This window comes from Paenibacillus sp. JT31N7 (genome assembly GCF_059692095.1).
In genome coordinates this window covers 716,737-739,799 of record NZ_JCAUAT010000001.1, presented here as the reverse complement: position 1 = coordinate 739,799, position 23,063 = coordinate 716,737, and the positions used below count along the sequence as shown (strand labels likewise).

The following is a 23,063-nucleotide window of genomic DNA, read 5'->3' as shown; positions in this document are numbered from 1 at the left end:
AAATTATAAGGGGATTCGGCGTAACTTACTCCAGCGCTTCCAGGGTTTCCAGTCCGCTCTTTAGCGCCTCGGGGTCCTCGTTTTCCACTCCGAACAACGCTTCCTGCAGGGCAAACGTTCCCTTGTAAAACATTATCCGGCTCAGCATTTCGCAGGCTTCGGGGTTATCCAGAACAAGCCGGAAGAAAGATTCCCCGTAGGAGGCAAGTAAAGCCGCATAATCGACTGCCGGATCTCCCGTGCCGGCCGAGCCGAAATCGAGCACTCCGCTCACCCGTTTGGATACGGGTTCATACAAAATATTCGAAGTCCCGAAATCCCCGTGAATGAGCGAAGGGGCGATTTCGAAGTTCGCTTTGCAGCCGAGAAACGCGGAAAAATGCCGGTCTGTCCAAGTACGCGCGCCCTGCTTCATGCAGGGATAAAGCCGGCTTTGCAGGCGTTCATACATATTCGACCATTCGCGGTAGCCGTCATACCCGGGTTCATGCCGCGCACACGCCAGACCCTGGGGGTCCAGTCCGTGCAATTCTTGCAAGAAATCACCGAGTTGTCCGGCTATATAACGCAGAAATGCTTCATTCGGAACGTGTTCATTATGAGAATCATTCGATGCCTCGGCTTGCAAAAGATCGGCTTCAAGCGGTTCTCCCGCGATTTTGTTGTACCCGATGAAGGAGTGTTCTTTAGGTGAGGGGCATGCATGGATAAAAAGCGGTCGTGGAATTTCCAACGACACATGATCCGCCGCGTAAAGCAGGAAAGCGGCTTCTCTTTCCATGTCACGGATGGCCGATTCGTATCTGGGGAACCGGAAAATCAGCCGGGCGTTTAGGAGCCAAACGTCGTTGTTTTGCCCGGCTCCGATTTTTTCCGCCGTGTCCAGCGGCAACTCGGGATAACGCTGGCGGATGGCTTCCAGATAAGGCTGTGCTTCATTCATTGCGGGCATCTCCTTTTTTACCGAATTTTACTAGTACGAACGTCTGAAAGTCTTGGTTTCGTTGGTTGTACGCTCTTTTTGCCTGAAAAGCACATGAAAACCGGGCGGCTACGCGGCCCTGCGCTGCTGGACAGAATACAGGGCGGAATTGTTATAATAGCAGCATAACAAGTTTGCCGACAAACGATAACCTGCGGAAACAGCAGGCCAAGCCTTTTAACATGTTCGACGAGAGGAGCCTGATAATGAAGAAAATTATGAACACGCCGGAGAACCTTGTTAAAGAGATGTGCAGCGGCTTCGTGCTCGCTCATCCGGGTCTCGAATTTGACCGTAAACATACGATTATCCTCAAAAAGACGATTTCGCCCGATAAAGTGACGCTGATCAGCGGCGGGGGGAGCGGACACGAACCGGCGCATGCCGGATTTGTGGGCAAAGGGATGCTCGATGCCGCGGTCTGCGGCGATGTTTTCGCTTCTCCATCCCAGATCCAGGTGTATCAGGCGATTCGTTCAACCGCCAGCCGGAAGGGAATGCTTCTCCTGATTAAAAATTACAGCGGCGATATCATGAACTTCAGGAATGCGGCTCATCTTGCGGGAGAAGACGGCATACAGGTCGATTATGTGAAAGTGGACGACGATATTGCCGTAGAGGACAGCTTGTACACCGTCGGGAGAAGAGGCGTTGCCGGGACGGTTCTCGTACATAAAATAGCGGGCGCGGCCGCGGAAGCGGGGCTGTCCCTGGAGCAGGTAAAGCAGGCGGCGCAGAAGGCCGTGGACCGTACGAAAAGCATCGGGTTCGCTTTGTCGTCGTGCACGGTACCCGCCAAAGGCACCCCTACATTCTCGATGGAAGAGAATGAAATGGAATACGGGGTGGGCATTCACGGCGAACCCGGCATCCGGCGCGAGCGTCTGCTTACGGCCGATGAACTGGCCGGCAGAATGGTTACCGAGCTGCTGCGAAGCCTGCCCGAAGATAACAGTCATGCGCCGGAAGTGGCCGTGCTGGTCAACGGTTTCGGCGGCACCCCGCTGCAGGAACTGTATCTGCTGAACCATTCCGTTCAAAGGGAGCTGGCCTTGCGCAGCGTCGCCGTTTATAAAACGTTTGTCGGCAATTACATGACCAGCATCGATATGGAAGGCGCTTCCCTTACCCTGATGAAGCTGGACGACGAGCTGAAAGAATGGCTTCGCGCGGAATGCGATACCCCCGCTCTCGCCATCCGTGAGCATCTGGAGCCTGCGAGCTATGCCGAAGTCGTTCCGGCGACGGAGGCACACGGGGACAAACTGGTTTCCTTCAGCGTAGTCACCCCGGAAGAAAGCGCCGTCGTTCATAACGGCAGGCTGTCTTTGGACAATATGATCTATCTGATCGATACAATGAGCGAAATCGTTATCGACAACGAGGTGCCGTTCTGCGAGCTGGACGCTCATGCGGGAGACGGCGATTTCGGAATGAGCATCGCAAAAGGATTCAAGCAGTTGAAAACGGAATGGGACGAACTAACCGCCCAGGCTTCGGATATCGGATCGTTCCTTGATGCCTGCTCCCTGATTATTATGGAGCACTGCGGCGGCGCTTCCGGTCCGATCTGGGGATCGGCTTTCCGGGCGGCGGGCAGAAGCGTGTGGGACAAAAACGGCCTGGATGCAGCGGATATCGCCGGAATGCTGCAGGCTGCGGTCCGGGGCATTCAGGACACGGGCGAGCGATCGTTCGGCAGGGGAGCGGTAGTCGGTGACAAGACGCTGATCGATGCGCTTGTCCCTTACGCCGACTCCTGGGAAGCGAGCGCTGCGGCAGGCGCGGACTTGCTGTCCGCCGGAGCGGCCGCCGCCGAAGCCGCGGTCCGCGGAGCGAAGGAGACGGAAACTATCGTCGCCCGGATGGGCAGAGCGGGAACCGTCGGCGAGCGGAGCATCGGCTATCCCGATGCGGGCGCGCATGCGCTGGGAGTTATTTTCACGGAACTCGCCAAAGCGCTTAAATACCCAGAGTAAGGACACCATCTGTCCTTGCGGAACGTTAAAGAACCGGTCTCTACCTAGAGGCCGGTTCTTTTTGCCGATGCGGCGGAGCTGTTCGCCGCGGGGCTTCAGTCTATTTTCCGTATAGCGGAGCGATTCTGTCTATGCGGTTCGTCCAGATTCCGCCGCTATAGCCGGAGGGCAGCCGTTTGATATCTTCAGGGGAATCGAAGCCGCTGGAAAAATCGCTGCCATCTCCGCCGACTACTATAACGCGGGTATTTGCCCCGTCCATCCGGTTCAGAAATTTGTCCGGCCAGCCCCATAACCACGGCCCGATTTTCTCCGGAATGTGCAGCTGTGTCCGCTCGCATGCCGAAGGTATATAGCCTGTCCAGCCAGCGGCTATGTAAGGGAGAAGACAGCTTTTCATCGTGGCTTTCGACATCACTCGTATTCGGGGAAGCTCCGCCTTTAACGCGTCAATAGGTTCGTCTCCTCCGTATACGGTGAGCCGGTCCACCTGTTCTTTCGGCCGTACGGACAGAAACTCGGTCAGCTGTTTTCCTTCCGCGGCATCATTACTTTTGATATGAATCAGAAAAGAACGTTCGGGAAATAACTCGAGCACTTCCCGCAGAGAAGGCATAAGCCCGGTTCCTTTGCCGCGAAAGGGATACGTCTGCCCGTGATCCGGGGTATAGCCGTAGCCGATATCCAGTTCTTTCAGCTGCGCCATTGTGTAGGATGAGGTTTTACCGGCGGCGGGGGTGCGGCAATCCAGGGTCCAGTCGTGAAAGACGGCAAACTGACCGTCTTTAGTCGGCTTGATATCCAGCTCCACACTGTCCGCACCCGCCCCGAAAGCCGCTTCCATAGACGGAATCGTATTTTCCAAATAAGGATGCTCGGGCGGGTAAATCCGCTCGGCTGTGCACGTGTCGTTTGCGATATTCTCCATGGTGAAGGTTTGCGCAAGACCCCGATGGGCGAGGAGATAGGGAGTACCCGTATCCCTTTTGACGAAAAGGGAGCTGTTATAGACATAAAGGAAGACCAGGAGCAGGACGGTAAAAAGAAAAAATTTACTTCTTAGGATGCGCTTGATTTTATTCATTGAAGTTCCTCTTATCTTTCGATGATCGGCTGTAACCGTATTCCGGGCATCAAGATTCTCTGTAACCAAGGCGTTCCGCAATAAACGTTTACAGAATCAGGATTAACGTTTGACCGGCAGCACTGAAGGAAGCTGCTGAAGACTTGAAGCGATTGTACACCGAATTTCGCCGTGTCCGCAAGGTCCGTACAGCTAGGCTATGATTGTGGATAGGGTGCCGTTGCCCGCGCTCAAACTTCCCCAAAACGAATTCGCTGTTGAAAGCATATCTACCGGAGGAACGCATACGATTAGGCGAAGAAACGGGAAAAAGGAGGATCGACTATGCCGGTTAACGAGACGCAGATGACTTCGCTTGTTTCGGGATTTTTACCGCAAGGGGCGGAACTGATGACGATAGAGAAACCCGTCGGACATCCCGCCAATTACTCGGCCGATTTAACAGGGGATGGCATACCGGAAATTGCGGCGGTTTATCGCTTAAAAGGTGAACTATACCTGCTTATATTGACTTACCGGGAAGGCGTTTGGCAAAAAGCGGCGACTGTAAAAGGAACCGGCTACGCAGTAACGCTGCTGTCGTCCGCCCCCATGCTGCGGGCCGGTCATAACAATCTACTCGTCGGCTGGCAGATCGGATCGATCTGGTCGAAGCTGTCGGTTTACGAATGGACGCGGGAAGGGCTGAAAGATGCCGCGCCTGCGGACATGAGCTACAGTTATCTAGAAGCGGAGGATATGCCAGGCCTTGCCGGACGTGACGGGAAAGCCGAAGTGGCGCTGTGGGTTCACGATACGGGAGAAGCCTACCGCGCCCAGGTGCTGAGGTGGAGCAAGGGGGCGTTTGTGCCGGCGCCCGATGTCTACCCGTATTATTTTCCGCGTGTGGTCCGGTACTACGAGGCGATGACCCGTAAGCATCCGGATTATACGTTTTACTGGTATTATCTTGCCGACGCCCAGTACCGGGCAGGTAGGCCGGAAGCGGCGCTGGTATCGGTACGTAAGGCGCTGTCTTTTCCTAATCCCTTTCCTTCGCGTGAAAAGCTGCTGGAGCTCCGGCGGAACATTTTGACGGCCCTCGGCAGCTCACCCGAAACACGGTTGCCGGCCCTGTTTCCCGCTTCGCTGAAAACGGTGTCCGGACTGAAATGGGGCTACATCGGTCCGGACGGAAGGTTTGCGATCCGGCCGATTTACGAGGACGCCGCAGATTTCCAGCAGAACGGACTCGCCGTTGTCGGACAGAACGGGAAATACGGCCTGTTCGAGGGGACCGGACATTTTGTCGTGCCGCCTGTTTACGATTCGATCAATCCGTTTTCCGGGCGACGGGCGGTCGTCATCGACAGCGAAGGCTTCAAGCTGATCGACGAGAAGGGTAAAGTTCTGACCGGGCGTGCCTATTCGTTCATCGCCAATATGGAGGACGGGAGAGCCGTTTTCTATGTCACGGACGGGGGAAGCGGCGATACCGGAACGAGCAGATACGGCTATCTCGATGCACAGGGCAGAGAGGTGATTCCGGCGCAGTACGAAGAAGCCAACGATTTTGAAGACGGCAGGGCCGTCGTCAAGATCCGGGACAACGACTATGCGCTCATCGCTCCGGACGGCCGCAAGCTGGCATCCTATCCTTATGCATACGTCGGACCGCACGGAGACGGCCTTCTTGCCTTTCAACAAACTTCCGGCGGCAAATACGGCTACATCGATGAGCGGGGAAAAATCGTGATTCCGCCGTCGTTTACGACGGGCCTGCCCTTCCATGACGGCCGGGCCATTGTTAATACGGCGGAAGACTACAAGTGGACATACGGCGTCATCGACAAGGCGGGCCGGTACGTGATCAAGCCCGCTTATAACGACATCAGGGATTTGGGGGAGGGGCGGTTTGCGCTGGGTAGAGCGGTAGATCCCGAACAGCCTTTTCTCGGTTCGGTATACGCGATCGCGGACTCGAACGGTGTACAGCTGTCGGAGTTTCTGTACGAAGATGTTTCCGATTTCAAGAACGGTTTAGCTTCGGTATCCGGAGTGAAGCAAACCTATTTCATCAATCTTAGCGGCAAGCCGGCGCCAGGTTATCCGCGTGTGGAAGGAAGCGGTACACTTACGCTCGAGCCGGGAGGACTAATCAAAGCATACACCGATCAAAGGTTGGCTTATCTGAACGGGGCCGGGAAGGTCGTTTGGCATCCGAACACCGTTATTCCCCTTAGACAGCCTTACGCCGTAAAAGAAGAGAAATATAAGCCGAACCGGGACTATCTCGTCTACTATCCGCAGGTCGAAGGGATGAAGGACGAGGCGGCGCGGCGGACGGTCAACACCAAGCTTAAGGAATTGAGCCGGGTGAAGCCCGTTCCCGGAAACCGGAAGCTTGATTATTCGTATTCCGGCGATTTCGAGGTCGCTTTTTACAAGGATAAGCTGCTTGAGCTGGAGCTGACCGGGTACAACTTTCCGTTTGGCGCCGCCCATGGCATGCCTTCAAAAACATATGCGATCCTTAACCTGGAGAACGGCCGGATGTACGCACTTAAAGATTTGTTTAAACCGGGAAGCGATTATGTCAAAATACTGAGCGGTATCGTGGGCAGGCAGATTAAAGAGGACCCGCAATATGCGTACGTGTTTACGGACAGCTATACGGGCATTAAGCCGGATCAGCCGTTTTATGTGACCGAAAAGGCTCTTCATCTCTATTTCTTTCCGTACGATATCGCCCCTTACGCTGCAGGGTTTCCGACTTTTACTATCCCTTATTCGCAGATCGGTACGATCATCGACAAGGAGGGGGAATTTTGGAAAGCGTTCCATGCTTGAGGCAGGACGTTTTTCTTTTTCGCTATCATTGATAATCATTATCATTTAAACTAAAATAGAGAGAAGAACTGGAATCACGAAATTTATGATTATAAATCCCAGATGAGGGGGAATGCAGATGAAGCCGAGCAAATCAGCGGCACGCATCGAAGGCCGCGGAGAGCGCGCAGCGGCCACAAGACCATACCTGACTGACATCCGGGTATATATGGATACGCATTACCACGAGCCGCTGACCGTCCGGCAGCTTGCCGAACGCGTTCATGTCAGCCCGAAATATTTTGTCGATCTGTTCAAAAAAACGTTCGGTCAGAGTGCCATGGACTATTTGACCGATTTGAGGATTAACCGGGCCAAACGTTATTTGTCCGAGCCGGAACCTCCGCTTCTAAGGGAAATCGCCCAGCACGTAGGGTATAAGGACGAATATTACTTCAGCCGGAAATTTAAAAAGGAAGTGGGCATGTCTCCTTCGGAGTTCGCACGGAGTTCGAAACACCGGATCGCGGCCTGGTCCCCTGATATGACCGGGTATCTGATCGCGCTCGGCCTGACGCCGCTGGCGGCTCCGCTCGATCCCAAGTGGACGGCTCACTATTACTACTCGTACCGGAAAAAAATCAGATACGCGCTGAAGCTGACGGACCCTTATATTACGGGAACGTTCGAGGAAAATGCCGATCTGATGGCCCGCCTGAGACCGGACGCCGTCGTGGCCGGGGACGGGTTAAGCGAAGATCAGCAGGAGACCATCCGCAAGATCGCGCCCGCTCTTTTTGTCCCGACTTCACGAGAGCTTGGGTGGCGGGAATATTTGCGAATTGTCGCGGCTTTTCTGAACCGCACCGGCGCAGCGGAGCAGTGGATCCGGGACTATGACAAGCTTGCGGAAGAGGCCCGGTCTCAGTCGGAAGCGGTCCTGGGAGATGACCGGATCCTGATCGTGCGCCTGTACGGCAAAGGGCTGTATTCCTACAAGAACCCGGGAATGGAAGATGTGCTTTTCAAAGATTTGAACCTGCGGCAGGTCACTCCCGGTAAGCAGTCTGTCCCCATCCTGCCGGAAGAGATCGAAGCGCTTGATCCCGACCGGATTCTCGTTCTGGTCTGCCCCGAATCGGAGTCAAGAGCTTACTGGCTTGCCCTTCAGCATTCACCCGAGTGGAAAACGATCCGGGCGGTCCGTTCGGGAAGCATTTATCCCATATCGGCCGATCCTTGGCTGGAATACTCCCCGGTCGCCGTCGCGCGTATGCTGGATGAAGCGATGCTGCTGTTTACGGGAAAATGTCCAAACGCCTTTCTGGATCATGTGCATGGCGGAAGCCCTCCCGCTGACTTATAATTCCTGTGAATGAGAATCATTATCATAGGAGGCAGGGTCTTTTTATGCGGAATCAACTGGGTATCATGAATAAAATCTTTACGGTGAAGGTGCTCGCCGTCGTATGCACCGCTCTGATGCTGACCGCATGCGGAGCAAACCCTAATACCGGAGCCGCCGACGGCAAAACGGAGGCAGCAAGTGCTTCGCCGGTACCAACGGGTGCGGCGTCCGGGCAGGAGATCACCTTTACGGACGAGCAAGGCCATACCGTGAAAGTGCCCGCTTCTCCAAAACGGGTTTTTGCGCCCTACTTGGAAGATTCGCTGATCAAGCTGGGCGTAACTCCAATCGCCCAGTGGTCGGCGGGGGGACAAGGCAACAGTTACTTGAAGGAAAAGCTGAGTCAGGTGCCTAAGCTTGACTTTTCGGGCGGCCCCCCTTCTCCGGAAGTCGTGATCGAGCTTCAGCCGGACCTGATTATTCTGCAAACCGAATCGTACGCATCCAACGGAGTTTACGAGAAATATTCCAAGATCGCTCCGACGTATGTATTCAAAAACGCTTCAAGCGACACGGCTTCTTCACTCAGTAAGCTCGGCGAGCTGCTGGGCAAGACCGATGAAGCGAAGCAAGCTTTGCAGGCTCACGACAAGAAAGTGCAGGAAGCGAAAGCCGAGCTGCAGCAGGCTGCGCCGGGGAAAAAAGCCGCCGTGATCCGTTTCGCGAGCAGAGGCGTGAGCCTGATGGGCGGCAAATATCTGGCCGGTGCCGTCGTTCACGATAAGCTCGGGTTAGGTATGTCCAAGCTGGTGGACGGCAAAAATTCCGCGGCCATCTCGCTTGAAGTGCTGCCGGATCTGGATGTGGATTACATATTTATGATGAATCAATACGGTCAGGGGACTGAGCGGATGAAAGAAATAACCGACAGTCCATTCTGGAAAAAAATACCTGCTGTGCAATCCGGACACGCCTATGAAGTAAACAGCGAATATTGGCTCGGAAGTGGAATGATTGCGGACGAAATGATGATCGACGATGTGGTTAAACTGATTGCAAAATGATAGAGAGAACCGTGCCCGGGCTAAGCCCGGACACGGTTTTTTTCTGTGAGTGATATTTGCTAAAAATGGATTTTGAACAAATAAATTCCGGATTTCTTCCATGTGACGGGGAGAGAGGAGCCTATATAATATTAATTGAAAATGATTATCAATATCACTGAAAACTGATTTACATTTCTTTATTAGGAGGCCGCTAAGAATGGTTTCACGTGTGGGAACACCCCGCAGAACTTTTCAGGGAGAGACGGCGTATGGGGGCGTAGAGCTTCCGAACACCGAACAGCGGGTGATGCGTTCGTCCAAAACGAATCTTTCCTACCGGATCATGACGGCACTTCCGCCGGGACCGCCTCCTGCGACGGGCTATCCCGTCTTTTATGTCCTGGACGGCAATTCGGTATTTGCCACCGTTGTGGAGGCTGTGCGGGTTCAATGCCGCCGTCCGGAGGTCACGGGCGTTAAAGCGGCTCTTGTCGTCGGCATCGGGTATCCGACAGACGAACCGTTTCATCCGCAAAGATACTTCGATTACACACCGGAAAAAACATCCAAATATACGCGCAAGCCGGACGGAACCGTGCTTCCGGAGCAGGGGGGCGCGGCTGCCTTCCTCGATTTCATTCAGGAAGAGCTGAAACCGGTCATCGCAAGGGAGTATCCCGTCGACCGTCTGAATCAGACGATCATGGGTCATTCGCTTGGCGGATTGTTCGTGCTTCATGCGCTTTTTACAAGACCGGATTATTTCCGTACCTATATCGCCGGCAGCCCGTCCATCCATTGGAACCGCGAATGGTTGGAGGTGCGGGAGAAGCTGTTTGCGGCAGCGCTTAATGCGGGTTCGCTGCACGCCAGTTCGGGTATCCGCGCCATGATTGCGATGGGAGAACTGGAAAATGCTCATCCGTCGGGCAATTACGGGATGGCCAAAGAGATGGCCGCCAGACTCGCTGAGATGGAGAGCCGGGGATTAAGCGCGGAGTGGCATTCGTTCGAGCAGGAAGGCCATGTCTCCGTACTGCCGGGATTGATCAGCCGGGGGCTGCGGTTCGCTTCCCGTCCGTGACGAAAGCGGGCTTAACAGCCGGTAATACAGCCAATCGAAGGGAGCGAATTGAAGGATGAAAGAAAGCCCGTTTGCAGGTATGCCGTACACGGGAATCTCCGGCAAAGTTGCTGTCGTGACGGGTGCCGCCCAAGGTATCGGCGAAGCGGCGGCAGCCGTTCTTGCGGGACTGGGCGCCGTAATAGCCGCCGTAGACCGCCAGGGCGAGAAGACGGAGCGCGCTGTCGAAGCTCTGGCAAGCTCGGGCGCTTCTGCCGCAGCTTATACGGCCGACGTGGCGGACAGCAGGGCCGTGGAAGAAGTCATCGGCCGCATCGAACGTGAGCTGGGCCCTGTCGATATTCTCGTCCATGCGGCGGGAGTGCTGCAGTACGGCACCGGCGTTTCAATGAGTGACGAGGAATGGGAGCGGACATTCTCGGTAAACACGACCGGCGCCTTCTATGTGTGCCGCTCCGTCATCAGCCGCATGTCCGCGCGCCGGCGGGGGTCGATCGTGCTGATCGGCTCTAATGCCGGGACCGTGCCGCGCCACGGCATGAGCGCCTATGCCGCTTCCAAAGCCGCCGCGGCCATGATGCTGAAATGCATGGGTCTTGAACATGCCGCGGAGGGAATCCGCTGTAATATCGTTTCCCCGGGGTCGACGGACACGCCGATGCAGCGGGGCATGTGGGAAGACGAAGGCGGGGAATTCAAGACCATTTCGGGTTCGCCGGAGCTGTACAAGCTGGGCATTCCGCTCGGTAAATTGGCGACTCCGCAGGATATCGCCTGGGCGGCGGCTTTTCTCTCGTCGGATCAGGCGGGCCACATAACGCTTCACGATATTCGAATCGACGGCGGAGCCACGCTCGGCCGCTGACAGATAAAAAGGAGTGGATAAACATGATGCTGGGACAAAAGGAAAAAGTGTTATCCCCGGCCGACCTGCTTGATACTTACCGCGAAGGCTCGGCGTTTTATTTCGGATCGCCCCGCCGTACGCTGCTTGCGGAAGGGGAACTTGTCAAACTTTCCGTTGACGGGAAAGGGGAAGAACTGGAACGGCTGCCCCGCCGGGTCGCAGATCTGCTGGCGGGGGTCCGCGCGGGGAATGCCGCCGAACCCGTAATCGTCGGGGCGATTCCGTTCACCGTGAACAGCGGAGTCGGACCGGAGCTGTTCGTTCCGCGGCAAACCCGGTGGGCCGGTCCCTTGGCGGAAGCGGAGGAGGCCCTTGCCGAGATTGCCGGCGATACGGACCGTTCTGTTTTTACCGGGGAAGCGGACGGCGGAACCTTCAAAATCGTTTCGTTCCCGACGGAATCCGATTACGAGGCGGCGGTTCGCAAAGGACTGGAGCAGCTTCGGTCCGGCAAACTGCGTAAAGTCGTCCTGTCGCGTTCGCTGCGGCTGGAAAACTGCCCGCCCGTTCAAACGGGACGTCTCCTGCGCCGCCTCGCGGCAGGCAACACACGGGGCTATACGTTTGCCGTTCCTTTACGGGGGCAGCAGCTTTTTGCGGCAGGCAGCGGCCACAGCGCCGGACAGGGCGGAGACACGTCGGCGGCTTCTGCCGTACGCACCCTGATCGGCGCCAGTCCGGAGCTCCTTGTCGCGCGCTCGGGTGCGCTGGTCACGGCCAATCCCCTGGCAGGTTCTGCCGCCCGCAGCAGCGATCCCGCGGAAGACCGGCGCCGTGCCGACGCTCTCCTGCAGTCGGCCAAAGACCGCCACGAGCATGCGGTTGTAGTCGAAGCCGTAGCCTCCGCGCTCCGGCCTTACTGCCGGAAACTCGATGTGCCGGCCGAGCCTTCGGTCATCGGGACCAAAACGATGTGGCATCTGTCCACGGTGGTGACCGGAGATTTGCTCGAGCCGGCCGCGAGCTCCCTGGAGCTGGCTGTCGCCCTTCATCCGACGCCTGCGGTATGCGGTACCCCGACGGGTCCCGCAAGAACAGCCATACGCGAGCTCGAATCGTTCGACCGGAGGTATTTTACCGGTATGGTCGGCTGGTGCGATGCGGAGGGCGACGGCGAGTGGGCGGTAACGATCCGCTGTGCGGAAATCGGGGAAGATGGCGTGACTTTATACGCAGGCGCCGGAATTGTCGAAGGTTCGGACCCGGCTGCCGAACTGGCCGAAACCTCCTCTAAGCTCAAGACGCTGCTTCTGGCGATGGGAATGGAACTGCAGACGGGAAGCGGCGGGGGAGGGGGAAGCGTATGAGCGAGGATTATCCGTACTGGCCGGACGAGTTCGTCCGGAAGTACCGAGAAGCCGGTTGCTGGCGAGGTGAAACGTTCGGCGGGATGCTCCGCGAACGCGCCGCGGCTCACGGAGACCGGACCGCAGTTGTCGGCGGGGACGAGCGTGTCAGCTACGCCGGTCTGGATCTGAACGCCGACCGGCTGGCCGCGGGATTGAAAGAGCTCGGAATTCGGAAAGGCGACCGGGTTGTCGTCCAGCTTCCGAACGTGCCGGTTTTCTTTGATGTGATTTTTGCGCTGTTCCGCCTTGGCGCTCTTCCTGTCTTTGCGCTGCCGCTCCATCGCCGGAGCGAAATTGTCCATATCGCTTCCTATTCGGAAGCTGCGGCATATATCACCATCGACAAATACGCCGGCTTCGACTACCGCACGCTGGCTTCGGAAGTGAAAGTCGAAGTTCCGGGCCTTCGTTATGTACTCGTAGCCGGAAATCCGGGTGAACATCTGAGTCTGGAAGATATGTATATAAACGAAATTCCGACTATTCCGGGTAAATTACATCCATTGCAGGTGGATAGATCCGAAGGACAAGCATCCGATGGTCCAAATGAGCTGCCGGATACGTCGGATGTCGGTCCTTCTCCCGGGGACAGCGCTTTTCTTCAATTATCCGGAGGGAGCACGGGTCTGCCCAAGCTTATTCCGCGTACGCACGACGATTATATATACAGTCTTCGCCGCAGCGCGGAAGTATGCGGGCTGGACGGCGGCAGCGTGTATCTGGCCGCTTTACCGGTCGCGCATAATTTTCCGCTGAGCTCTCCCGGGGCGCTCGGAACCCTTTATGCCGGCGGCACGGTCGTGCTTGCGCGGTCGGGCAGTCCGGACGAAGTGTTCCCGCTGATCAAGAAGGAACAATGTACGATTGCGGCTGTCGTTCCGCCGCTGGCGCTCGTCTGGCTGGAAGCCGCCCGGACGAGAGGCGAAAGCCTTCATCCGCTGCGGGTTCTTCAAGTAGGCGGAGCCAAATTCAGCGAGGAAGCGGCCAAGCGCGTCAAACCGGAGCTCGGCTGCACGCTTCAGCAGGTTTTCGGCATGGCCGAAGGCCTTGTGAATTACACCCGGCTCGATGATCCGGAAAGCATGATTACAGGCACGCAAGGACGGCCCATGTCACCGCATGACGAAGTGCTTATTCTCGATGACGAGGACCGTCCGGTGGCTACGGGAACGATCGGTCATCTGCTGACCCGGGGACCTTATACCATCCGCGGCTATTACAAGGCCCCCGAACACAATGTACGGAGCTTTACGCCGGACGGCTTTTACCGGACGGGGGATCTGGCCCGTTTGACACCGGAGGGAAACCTTGTGGTGGAAGGAAGGGCGAAGGATCAGATTAACCGGGGCGGCGACAAAGTAGGCACGGAAGAAGTGGAAAACCATCTGCTGGCCCATCCCGCCGTCCGGGACGCCGCCATCGTGGCGATGCCCGACGAATTTCTGGGCGAACGTTCCTGCGCTTTTATTTTGTCGAGGGACCCTCATACGGGGAGCGATGAGCTGCGTTCCTTCCTCCGCGGCCGCGGCCTGGCCGCTTATAAAATCCCGGACCGGTTCGAATTTATCGATTCGTTTCCCCAGACGGGAGTCGGCAAGGTTAGCAAAAAGGAGCTTCGCCAGCGTATCGCGGCTCAACTGCTGGAAGAAGCAGGAGTTACAAGCTAGATTCGCACAGCGGGTTACCGGACGACGATGACCCCGCTTACTATATAGAGCCTGACAAGGAGAGGATTGAAATGGCAATACCATCAGTAAAATCATACCCGATGCCTACAGCGGAGGATTTGCCGGTCAACCGGGTTTCATGGACACCGGACCCTTCCCGGGCGGCTTTCCTGATTCACGATATGCAGCAGTATTTTATGGCCTGCTTCGAACCGGGCCAGTCGCCCGCGGCTGAGTTGACGGAGCATATCCGTCTGCTCGCAAAGCGGTGCAGAGAGCTTGGGGTGCCGGTTATTTATTCGGCCCAGCCCGGTGCCCAGACACCCGAACAGCGCAAGCTTCTTCAAGATTTTTGGGGTTCCGGTATCGGACCCGATCCTCGGGAACAGCAAATTATTGCGGAGCTGGAACCCGGGGAAAACGATATCCGGCTGACCAAATGGCGCTACAGCGCTTTTCAGAAGACGGATTTGGCCGAGCAGCTGAAAGCGATGGGACGGGACCAACTGATCATCGTCGGAATTTATGCCCATATCGGCTGCCTGATGACGGCCTGCGAGGCTTTTATGAGAGACATCGAAGCGTTTGTGGTCAGTGACGCTCTCGCCGATTTTTCGAGGGAGAAACACGACTTGGCGCTGGAATACGCGGCTGAGCGCTGCGCGTTCACGCTGACGACAGAGCAATTGCTGGCGCATTGGACAAAAGAGACTCCCGAGGCTGTGAACTTCGGACAAGCGGAATCGGGGGCCGCATCAAACGCAGCCGGCTCCTTAAACGGCGCAGCCGCCGTTATCGCCGAAACCGCTGCGGCTGACAGCCCGGCGGACGGGCCGGAAGTGACGGGCGCTCCCGATCCGTACGCCTTTGCCTTATCGGCTCTGCGGCAGCAGGTTGCCGGGCTTTTGCGGGAACGGCCGGATGCGATAGGGGATGAGGATAATCTGCCGGAATATTGGGGACTCGATTCCATCCGGATTATGACATTGGCCGAGCGCTGGAGAAGCCTGGGGGCGTCCGTTACGTTCGCGGAGCTTGCCGAAGAACCGACGCTGCTTGCCTGGAGCAGGCTGCTGGCTTCCAGAACCGTAACCTTCGTTCCGAACGGGGATTATTACGATGCGGCCGCAAGGGGGGATCGCTGATGATAGGGAGCGCCCTCCGGCTGCCGCTTTCCGGCGCTCAGCAAGGGATCTGGTACGCCCATCAAATGGACGGACAGCGTTCCGTTTATAACACGGCGGAATGGCTGGAAATTCAAGGCGATATGAACGAGGCACTTCTGGAACAAGCGCTGCGGCTCACGGTGCAGGAAGCGAAATGGCTGCACGCCCGTTTTGGCGAGGACGGAGAAGGACCGTGGCAAGAGCTGGGACCCGAAACGGACTGGACTCTGCTGAAGATGGACGTAAGCCGGATGAAGAATCCCCTTGCCGAGGCGGAAGCCTGGATGCGCCGGGATTTGCAGAAGCCCGTTGAACTCGCGGAAGGACCTTTGTTTACCCAGGCGCTGATCAAGCTGGCTTCCGACCGTTGGTGCTGGTATCAGCGCATCCATCATATTTTGATCGACGCATATGGCTATGCGCTGCTTCACCGGAGAGCGGCTCAGATTTATACCGCTCTCGCAGCCGGAGGACCCGTGCCGCCGGAAAATTTCGGTTCTCCCGAGCAGGTGCTCCGTGAGGAGGAGGCTTACCGGGCGTCGGGGCAGCACGAGCGGGACCGGGCGTATTGGCTGGACAAGCTCGGCGACGCTCCCGACTCCTCCGTAATGGGCAGAGGCGGGAACGCCCCGGACGGCAGTCCTCTCCGGCAGTCGGGACGGCTTGCCGCCGCGGCAAGCCGTGTGCTGACCGAATCCGCCGCTGAGGCCGGATGCAGCTGGGCGGAAGCGGTGCTTGCCGCCGCCGCCGCTTACGTGCACCGGATGACGGGCTCCGTGGATATCCGGCTCGGCCTTCCTTTGATGAACCGGCTGGGCAGCTCGGCCCTGAATGTACCCGGTATGGTCATGAACGTCCTGCCGTTGTGCCTGACCGTCAAGCCGGAAACGAGCTGGGGAGACTTGAGACAGCAAGTTGCGGCGGAACTGCGCAAACTCCGCAGGCATCAGCGCTACCGGCAGCATGATCTTGTAAGAGATCTGGGTTTGCTGGGCGAAAGACGCAGACTTTACGGGCCGATGATCAACATCATTCCGTTCGTGGAAACTCCTTCTTTCGCTTTAGGCAGAACGGTTCGGCACTCCCTTTACGCGGGACCCGCCGATGATTTGTCCCTACATATTTATGAAGCCTCCGACGGCGACGGCCTGCAGATCGATTTCGATGGGAATCCCGGCATCTACAGCGAGCAGGAGCTTTCAGGCCACCGGCGCCGTTTTCTCAGTTTCCTCGAATCCGCAGCCTTCGCCGACCCGGATACACCTGCCGGACTGCTGGACACACTGCTGCCTGCGGAGAAGGACCTGCTCCTGAACCGCTGGATCGATACCGCTTGCGACGTACCCGGAGATTCACCCGCGGAGCTGATCCGCCGGCGTGCGGAGCTTACGCCTCATGCGGCGGCCGTTCTGTGCGGCGGAAGGACACTGACGTACGCGGAGCTGGACGGCCGGGCAGCGGTTCTTGGCGCGGAGCTTAGACGGCTCGGGATCGGACCGGAGCGGCTCGTCGCGATTGCGCTCCCGCGGAGCGAGGCGGCCGTCGTTTCCATCCTGGCGGTTCTCCGGCTGGGAGCGGCCTATATGCCGGTTGACCCGGACTATCCGGCGGAACGCATCGCCTACATGCTGGACGATGCGCAGCCGGCCTGCCTCCTGACGGATACGGAGTCGATGCGTTCGCTGCCGGAAACGGGAAACGTGTCCCTGCTGCTGCTCGATCAACTGGGCAAGGGAGACCACGCGGAAAGTCCCGTCTCCATACCGGAAACCGGAGTCCATACAGATGCCGAATGTCTTCCGCTGCGCCCGTCCCCGCTAAGTCCCGCCTATGTGATCTATACCTCCGGTTCCACCGGCAGGCCTAAAGGCGTGCCCGTTACCTATGGCGGTCTTGCCAATCTGCTCCACGACATGCAGAGAAAGTTTCGTCTTCAAGAAGGAGACAGCTTCTTGTCGGTGACGACCATCGCGTTCGACATTTCCGTGATGGAGATTTTACTGCCGCTGACCGGGGGCGCTTGCCTGGATATCGCATCCCGGGAGCTGATTCTCGAGCCGGGAGCACTGGCCCGCAGAATACGGTCGACCGGTGCCTCCATGATGCAGGCGACACCGACTTTGTGGCAGGCACTCGTATCGGCAAGACCGGGACGGCTCGACGGCCTGCGCGTCATTGCGGGAGGGGAAGCGCTGCCCCTGAGTCTGCAGCTAGCCCTGCAGGAACTTGGCTGCGAGGTGCACAACCAATACGGCCCGACGGAAACGGCCATCTATTCTACCGCGGCGGCACTTCCGGCGGGTTCGATGGTCAAGCCTCCGATCGGTCCGCCGATCGCCAACACCCGGACGTATATTCTGGACGCCGGTCTCCAGCCCGTCCCGCCCGGGGCGGAAGGGGAATTGTACATCGCCGGAGCCGGGGTCGCCCGCGGTTACCTGAACAAACCCGTTCAAACGGCGGAACGTTTTGTAGCCGATCCTTGGGGAGAACCGGGTTCGCGCATGTACCGAACGGGAGATTTGGCCCGCTGGCTTCCGGACGGAAGCCTGGATTATCTGGGACGGGCGGATCATCAGGTAAAATTACGCGGCTTCCGGATCGAACTTGGCGAAATCGAATCCCGTATCGCCGGACAGCCCGGCATAGCTCAAGCGGTTGTCGTGGTCAGGGAAGACAGGCCCGGGGAGCGGAGGCTCACCGCGTATGTCGTGCCCGAGGAGCTCCATGAACCGGATCATGCCCAATTGAAAAAACAGCTCCACCAGGAGCTGCCTGAATATATGGTTCCGCTTGTATGGGTTACCTTGGAAAGCCTGCCGCTGACGCCTAACAAAAAAGTCGACCGCAAGGCACTGCCCGCCCCGCAAATGTCCGGCACCGGAACGGCAGCTTCCGCACGGACGCCTCACGAGGAACTTCTTTGCCAGGTATTCGCGGAGGTGCTCGGTTTGTCCTCGATTGGCATCGACGACGATTTCTTCCGTCTCGGCGGGCATTCGCTGCTGGCCGGACGGGCGGTTCTGCGCATCCGCGAAACGACGGGCTTGGATGTGCGGTTATCCGGCATATTCGAAGCGCCGACGGTACGTGAGCTGGCACAGCTGCTCAGTCGGAAGGGCGCAGCTATCCCGCCGGTCGTTCCGGCAGCTCCGGGGGCAACAGTCCCTCTATCGAGAGCGCAGAAACGCTTGTGGTTCCTGTATCGCCTGGAGGGACCGAGTTCTACTTACAACATCCCGCTGGTGTGTACACTTTCCGGGAAGCTGGACCGTCAGGCGCTGAAACAGGCCCTGCTAGACGTTATCGGACGTCATGAGCCGTTGCGCACCGTATTTCCGGAAATGCCTGACGGCATGCCGCAGATCCGCATAATGGAGCGCGAAGCCGCCGCCGAAATGTTCGTGTTTCAGGAACTTTCGGCACGGGGACTGGAAGGAACCGGCTGGCAGGAAGCGCTCGACCGGGAGGTTCGGCACGGATTCGAGCTTTCTTCGGAGCTCCCGCTGAAAGCGGTCCTTTTTGAACGGGAAGAAGGGGAATACGTCCTGCTGCTGGTCGTGCATCATATCGCGGCCGACGGCTGGTCGCTCTCGGTAATCACGTCGGATCTTTCCGCCGCCTATGCGGCACGGATTGAAGGCCGCGACCCTTTACTTGGCGATACCCCGGTCGGATACGGTGATTTTACGCTGTGGCAGGAAAAGCTGCTGGAAGAAGAAGGCGAACCGGAGAGCCTGATGGGAAGCCAGCTGTCGTACTGGAAAGAGGCGCTGCGGGGTCTGCCCGAAGAGCTGCCGCTGCCGACCGATCATCCTCGCCCGTCCGTATCCGGAAAGGCCGGAGGCATGATTCCGTTCCGGATCGGCGAAGAATTGCATGCACAACTGCTTGAACTGGCGGCGGAAGGAAAAGCCAGCCTGTTCATGGTGCTGCATGCGGCGCTCGCCGCGCTGCTGTCCCGGTTGGGCGGAGGCGAGGATATACCGGTCGGCAGTCCCGCCGCGGGCCGGCCGGACGAGGCGACCGGATCGCTTGTGGGCATGTTTATCAACACGCTTGTACTCCGGGCGGATCTTTCCGGACAACCCACGTTCCGCGAGCTGCTCGCACGTGTACGTCAGACGGACCTGAGCGCCTACGAGAACCAGGAACTGCCGTTCGAGCGGCTGGTCGAGGCGCTGAGCCCGGCGCGGTCCCGTTCGCGGCATCCTTTGTTTCAAATTATGCTTGTGCTGCAAAATACGCCGGCCACGAGGCTGGATCTGCCGGGAATATCTTCGAAGCTGGAGCTGCGCGGGACAGGTTCTTCCAAGTTCGATCTTACTTTCGAACTTACAGAACACCGGCGCACGGACGGAGAACCATGCGGCATAGAAGGTTTGCTGGAATACAGCGCGGATTTGTACCTGCCGCACACGGCTGAAGCACTTACCAGGCGGTTTCTGAAGCTGCTGGAACAAGCTGCGGCGCAGCCCGATCAGCCGGTCGGCCGCATAAGCGTGCTGCTGGAGGAAGAGAGGCTTGCGCTCACGGCCAAGCCGAAACCGGAGGCTGCCGAGCAAACGCTCGAAGTCGGTAAACCGTCCCTCACCGGGCGCACCCTTGCGGAGCTGTTCGAGAGGCAGGCCGCACTTCGGCCGGATGCTCCCGCTGTCGTATACGGTGCGGAGACGCTGAGCTACCGGCAGCTCAATGAGCGGGCAAACCGGATTGCCCGCCTCCTGATGAAGGAAGGAGCCGGACCCGAGCAGTTCGTAGCTCTGGCTCTGCCGAGGTCGGCGGATCTTCCTGCCGCCGTACTGGGCGTTCTGAAAACGGGTGCGGCTTATCTGCCGCTCGATCCCGATTATCCTGCCGACAGGCTGGCTTACATGCTGGAGGATGCGGGACCTTCGATTCTTGTCACCTCGGCGGACGCCGCCGCAAGTCTGCCGGAAAGAAGCGGCCTTAAAGTCGTAATACTCGGCGATTTTTACTGCGAGGAACACCTGCGGCAGCTGCTGGGTACCGATCCCGAACCGGCTCTTCGTGCGGGAAGGCTTAACGCCCTCCACCCTGCGTATCTCATCTATACGTCGGGTTCGACAGGCCGGCCCAAAGGGGTCGTTATTCCTCACGAAAACGTGATCCGGCTGCTGGAATCGACAGAGGAATGGTTCGGTTTCGATGAGACGGATACCTGGACGCTGTTCCACTCTTACGCCTTCGACTTCTCGGTATGGGAGCTGTGGGGCGCACTCTTGTGCGGAGGGAAGCTCGTTGTCGTACCGTTCTCCGTGAGCCGTTCGCCGTCCGAATTCCTGGGTCTGCTGGAAGAACAGGGCGTAACGGTGCTCAATCAGACGCCTTCCGCTTTCTATCAGCTGATTCAGGCGGATCGGGAGAAGTCTGGGACAGCTGCGGTTCTTTCGCTCAAACATGTGATTTTCGGCGGGGAAGCGCTCGATCCCGCAAAGCTGGAGGAGTGGTACAGCCGTCATCCGGATCATTTCCCCAGACTCGTCAACATGTACGGCATTACGGAGACAACCGTGCACGTAAGCTACCATTCGTTAGACCGCCGCAGCGCGGCGGCGGGGTCCGGCAGTGTGATCGGCATCCCGATTCCCGACCTGGACGTATATGTGCTGGACGATAACCTGGAGCCTGTTCCGTTCGGCGTCAGCGGAGAAATGTACGTGTCCGGCGCCGGACTCGCGAGAGGCTACTGGCAAAAGCCGGAGCTGTCCTCCCAACGCTTTGTCGCCGATCCTTTCGGTCCGCCGGGAAGCCGGATGTACCGGACGGGGGATCTGGCCAAGAGATTCGCCGACGGCTCTCTGGAATACCTGGGCCGGGCCGACCAGCAGGTGAAGCTGCGCGGATTCCGGATCGAGCTCGGCGAAATCGAAGCCGTGCTGGAGAAGCACCCGGCGGTTGCGCAGGCGGCCGTCGTCCTGCGGGAGGACCAGCCCGGAGACAAACGGCTGGCGGCTTATATCGTTCCCGCCCAGTCCGGCGAGGCGCCGGACACGGGAATGATCCGCCTTCATGCCTCCGCGGCGCTGCCGGATCATATGGTCCCTTCCGGCATCGTCGTGCTGGACAGTCTGCCGCTGACCGTTAACGGCAAACTGGACCGCAAAGCGCTGCCGGCTCCCGTCTACGCTGCGGCAAACGGAAGCCGGAGCCCCCGGACGCCGCAGGAAGAAGTACTGTGCGGACTGTTCGCGGAAACGCTCGGCTTGGAGGATGTCGGCATCGACGACGGATTTTTCGAACTGGGCGGGCATTCGATGCTGGCCGTCCGGCTTATGAGCCGGATACGGGAGGTATGGGGCAAAGAGCCGGGTATCGGTGTTCTGTTCGAAACGCCGACAGTTGCCGGACTTGCCGCAAGGCTTGAGGAGGATACGGGTGACGGGGCGCTGGAGATGCTTCTGCCGCTGCGGTCCCACGGTTCCGGCGCTCCGCTGTTCTGCGTGCATCCGGCCGGAGGGCTCAGCTGGTGCTACGCCGGTCTGATGAAACACCTGAATCCGGACGTTCCGATCTACGGGCTTCAAGCGAGAGGCATAGCCGGTCCCGACCGGCTTCCGCAGACGCTGGGCGAGATGACGGAGGACTATATCCGCTGCATCCGCACCGTTCAGCCGGAGGGTCCGTACCGCCTGCTCGGATGGTCGCTGGGAGGCAACGTGGCGCAAGCCATGGCGGTTCAGCTTCAGAAAGAGGGCGAGTCGGTCGAGTTTCTGGCCATGCTGGACGCTTTTCCGAGCCACTATCTGCCGCTGCGGGGCGAGCCGGATGAGGAAGAGGCGCTGACCGCTCTGCTCGCTCTCGGCGGATACGATCCCGACAGCATCGGAGACGAGCCCCTGACGATGGAAACCGCGATTGAGATTTTGCGCGGAGACAACAGTGCGCTGGCTTCGCTCAGTGTCGAGACGATCCGCCAGCTGCGTGTAACCTACGAAAATTCAGTCAAGATTTTGGCGGCCTATGTGCCGGAGAAATACGAGGGCGATCTTCTCTTTTTCCATTCGACGATCATTCCGGACTGGTTCGATCCTATCGATCCCGACATGTGGATTCCTTATGTGGGAGGAACAATCGAGCGTCACGATATCGAATGCCGGCACAAAGATTTGTGCCAGCCGGGACCGCTGTCCATCATCGGCCGTATGCTGGCCGGGAAGCTGTCGTCCGCAAACACGAAGGAAGGGGAGGGAAGTTTCCATGGGAAATCCGTTTGACGATCAGAGCGGTTCCTTCCGGGTTCTTGTCAACGGGGAAGGGCAGTATTCGCTTTGGCCCGCTTTTACCCGGACACCGGACGGCTGGACGGCCGTTCTGGAGGAAGGCACGCGCCAGGAATGTCTGGACTATATCGAAAGCAGCTGGACCGATATGAGGCCGGCCAGTCTGCGGGAGTAACGAGACAGACCACCCCGGCGGAAGCGGAGTTTTCCGAACCGCCGGGAACCCTCTTGGCTTCGCTTATCATAAAAAAAGCACGCATGCAAATATCGGAAGACGGTACCGGAGCAATATGGCTCGGATACCGTCTTTTTTTATTCTCCTCCAGCGGAAGAACCATGGTTACATGCAGCGCTGCGATGTGTATTAACGACGCGGAACGGGCAGCGTTCTTAGTCCTT

Annotated in this window: 13 protein-coding genes; 11 read left to right on the top strand and 2 right to left on the bottom strand. The window is 58.1% G+C overall.

What is annotated here, in order from left to right; translation table 11 throughout:
* Nucleotides 1-25: 25 nt before the first annotated feature.
* Entirely contained in the window at nucleotides 26-943 is a 918-nt protein-coding gene (locus tag AC58P5_RS03105) for a phosphotransferase family protein (protein ID WP_497384505.1), read from the bottom strand.
* A gap of 245 nt (nucleotides 944-1,188) precedes the next feature.
* Between AC58P5_RS03105 and dhaK the strand changes: the two genes are divergently transcribed.
* Entirely contained in the window at nucleotides 1,189-2,961 is a 1,773-nt protein-coding gene (gene dhaK, locus AC58P5_RS03100; RefSeq protein ID WP_497384504.1) for a dihydroxyacetone kinase subunit DhaK, read from the top strand.
* 100 nt (nucleotides 2,962-3,061) lie between these two features.
* Here the strand turns inward: dhaK and AC58P5_RS03095 are convergent, their stop codons facing one another.
* Nucleotides 3,062-4,045 carry a glycerophosphodiester phosphodiesterase family protein gene (locus tag AC58P5_RS03095; RefSeq protein ID WP_497384503.1) on the bottom strand — a complete coding sequence of 328 codons (984 nt, stop codon included), beginning with the start codon at nucleotides 4,043-4,045 and terminating at the stop codon, nucleotides 3,062-3,064.
* A gap of 324 nt (nucleotides 4,046-4,369) precedes the next feature.
* Between AC58P5_RS03095 and AC58P5_RS03090 the strand changes: the two genes are divergently transcribed.
* From AC58P5_RS03090 to AC58P5_RS03045, 10 genes are all read left to right on the top strand, one after another.
* Nucleotides 4,370-6,874 (top strand): WG repeat-containing protein, encoded by a 2,505-nt coding sequence (locus AC58P5_RS03090; protein ID WP_497384502.1) that lies wholly within the window; start codon nucleotides 4,370-4,372, stop codon nucleotides 6,872-6,874.
* Between the two features lie 118 nt (nucleotides 6,875-6,992).
* Nucleotides 6,993-8,219, top strand: a complete 1,227-nt coding sequence (locus AC58P5_RS03085; protein ID WP_497384501.1) for an AraC family transcriptional regulator — start codon at nucleotides 6,993-6,995, stop codon at nucleotides 8,217-8,219.
* A 44-nt stretch (nucleotides 8,220-8,263) separates the two neighbouring features.
* Nucleotides 8,264-9,265 (top strand): ABC transporter substrate-binding protein, encoded by a 1,002-nt coding sequence (locus AC58P5_RS03080; protein ID WP_497384500.1) that lies wholly within the window; start codon nucleotides 8,264-8,266, stop codon nucleotides 9,263-9,265.
* Between the two features lie 199 nt (nucleotides 9,266-9,464).
* Nucleotides 9,465-10,331: an alpha/beta hydrolase gene (locus AC58P5_RS03075; RefSeq protein WP_497384499.1), complete on the top strand. Its 867-nt coding sequence runs from the start codon at nucleotides 9,465-9,467 to the stop codon at nucleotides 10,329-10,331.
* 55 nt (nucleotides 10,332-10,386) lie between these two features.
* Nucleotides 10,387-11,196 (top strand): 2,3-dihydro-2,3-dihydroxybenzoate dehydrogenase, encoded by an 810-nt coding sequence (locus tag AC58P5_RS03070; protein WP_497384498.1) that lies wholly within the window; start codon nucleotides 10,387-10,389, stop codon nucleotides 11,194-11,196.
* A 23-nt stretch (nucleotides 11,197-11,219) separates the two neighbouring features.
* Nucleotides 11,220-12,545 carry an isochorismate synthase DhbC gene (dhbC, locus tag AC58P5_RS03065; protein WP_497384497.1) on the top strand — a complete coding sequence of 442 codons (1,326 nt, stop codon included), beginning with the start codon at nucleotides 11,220-11,222 and terminating at the stop codon, nucleotides 12,543-12,545.
* A complete protein-coding gene (locus AC58P5_RS03060; protein WP_497384496.1) occupies nucleotides 12,542-14,254 on the top strand; it encodes a (2,3-dihydroxybenzoyl)adenylate synthase in 1,713 nt (570 codons plus the stop codon). Before dhbC ends, AC58P5_RS03060 begins: the two co-directional genes overlap by 4 nt.
* Before the next feature lie 71 nt (nucleotides 14,255-14,325).
* Nucleotides 14,326-15,399 (top strand): isochorismatase family protein, encoded by a 1,074-nt coding sequence (locus AC58P5_RS03055; protein ID WP_497384495.1) that lies wholly within the window; start codon nucleotides 14,326-14,328, stop codon nucleotides 15,397-15,399.
* Nucleotides 15,399-22,658: an amino acid adenylation domain-containing protein gene (locus tag AC58P5_RS03050; protein WP_497384494.1), complete on the top strand. Its 7,260-nt coding sequence runs from the start codon at nucleotides 15,399-15,401 to the stop codon at nucleotides 22,656-22,658. Before AC58P5_RS03055 ends, AC58P5_RS03050 begins: the two co-directional genes overlap by 1 nt.
* Nucleotides 22,642-22,839 (top strand): MbtH family protein, encoded by a 198-nt coding sequence (locus AC58P5_RS03045; RefSeq protein ID WP_497384493.1) that lies wholly within the window; start codon nucleotides 22,642-22,644, stop codon nucleotides 22,837-22,839. The genes AC58P5_RS03050 and AC58P5_RS03045 overlap by 17 nt, the downstream gene beginning before the upstream one ends.
* The last annotated feature ends 224 nt before the right edge of the window (nucleotides 22,840-23,063 follow it).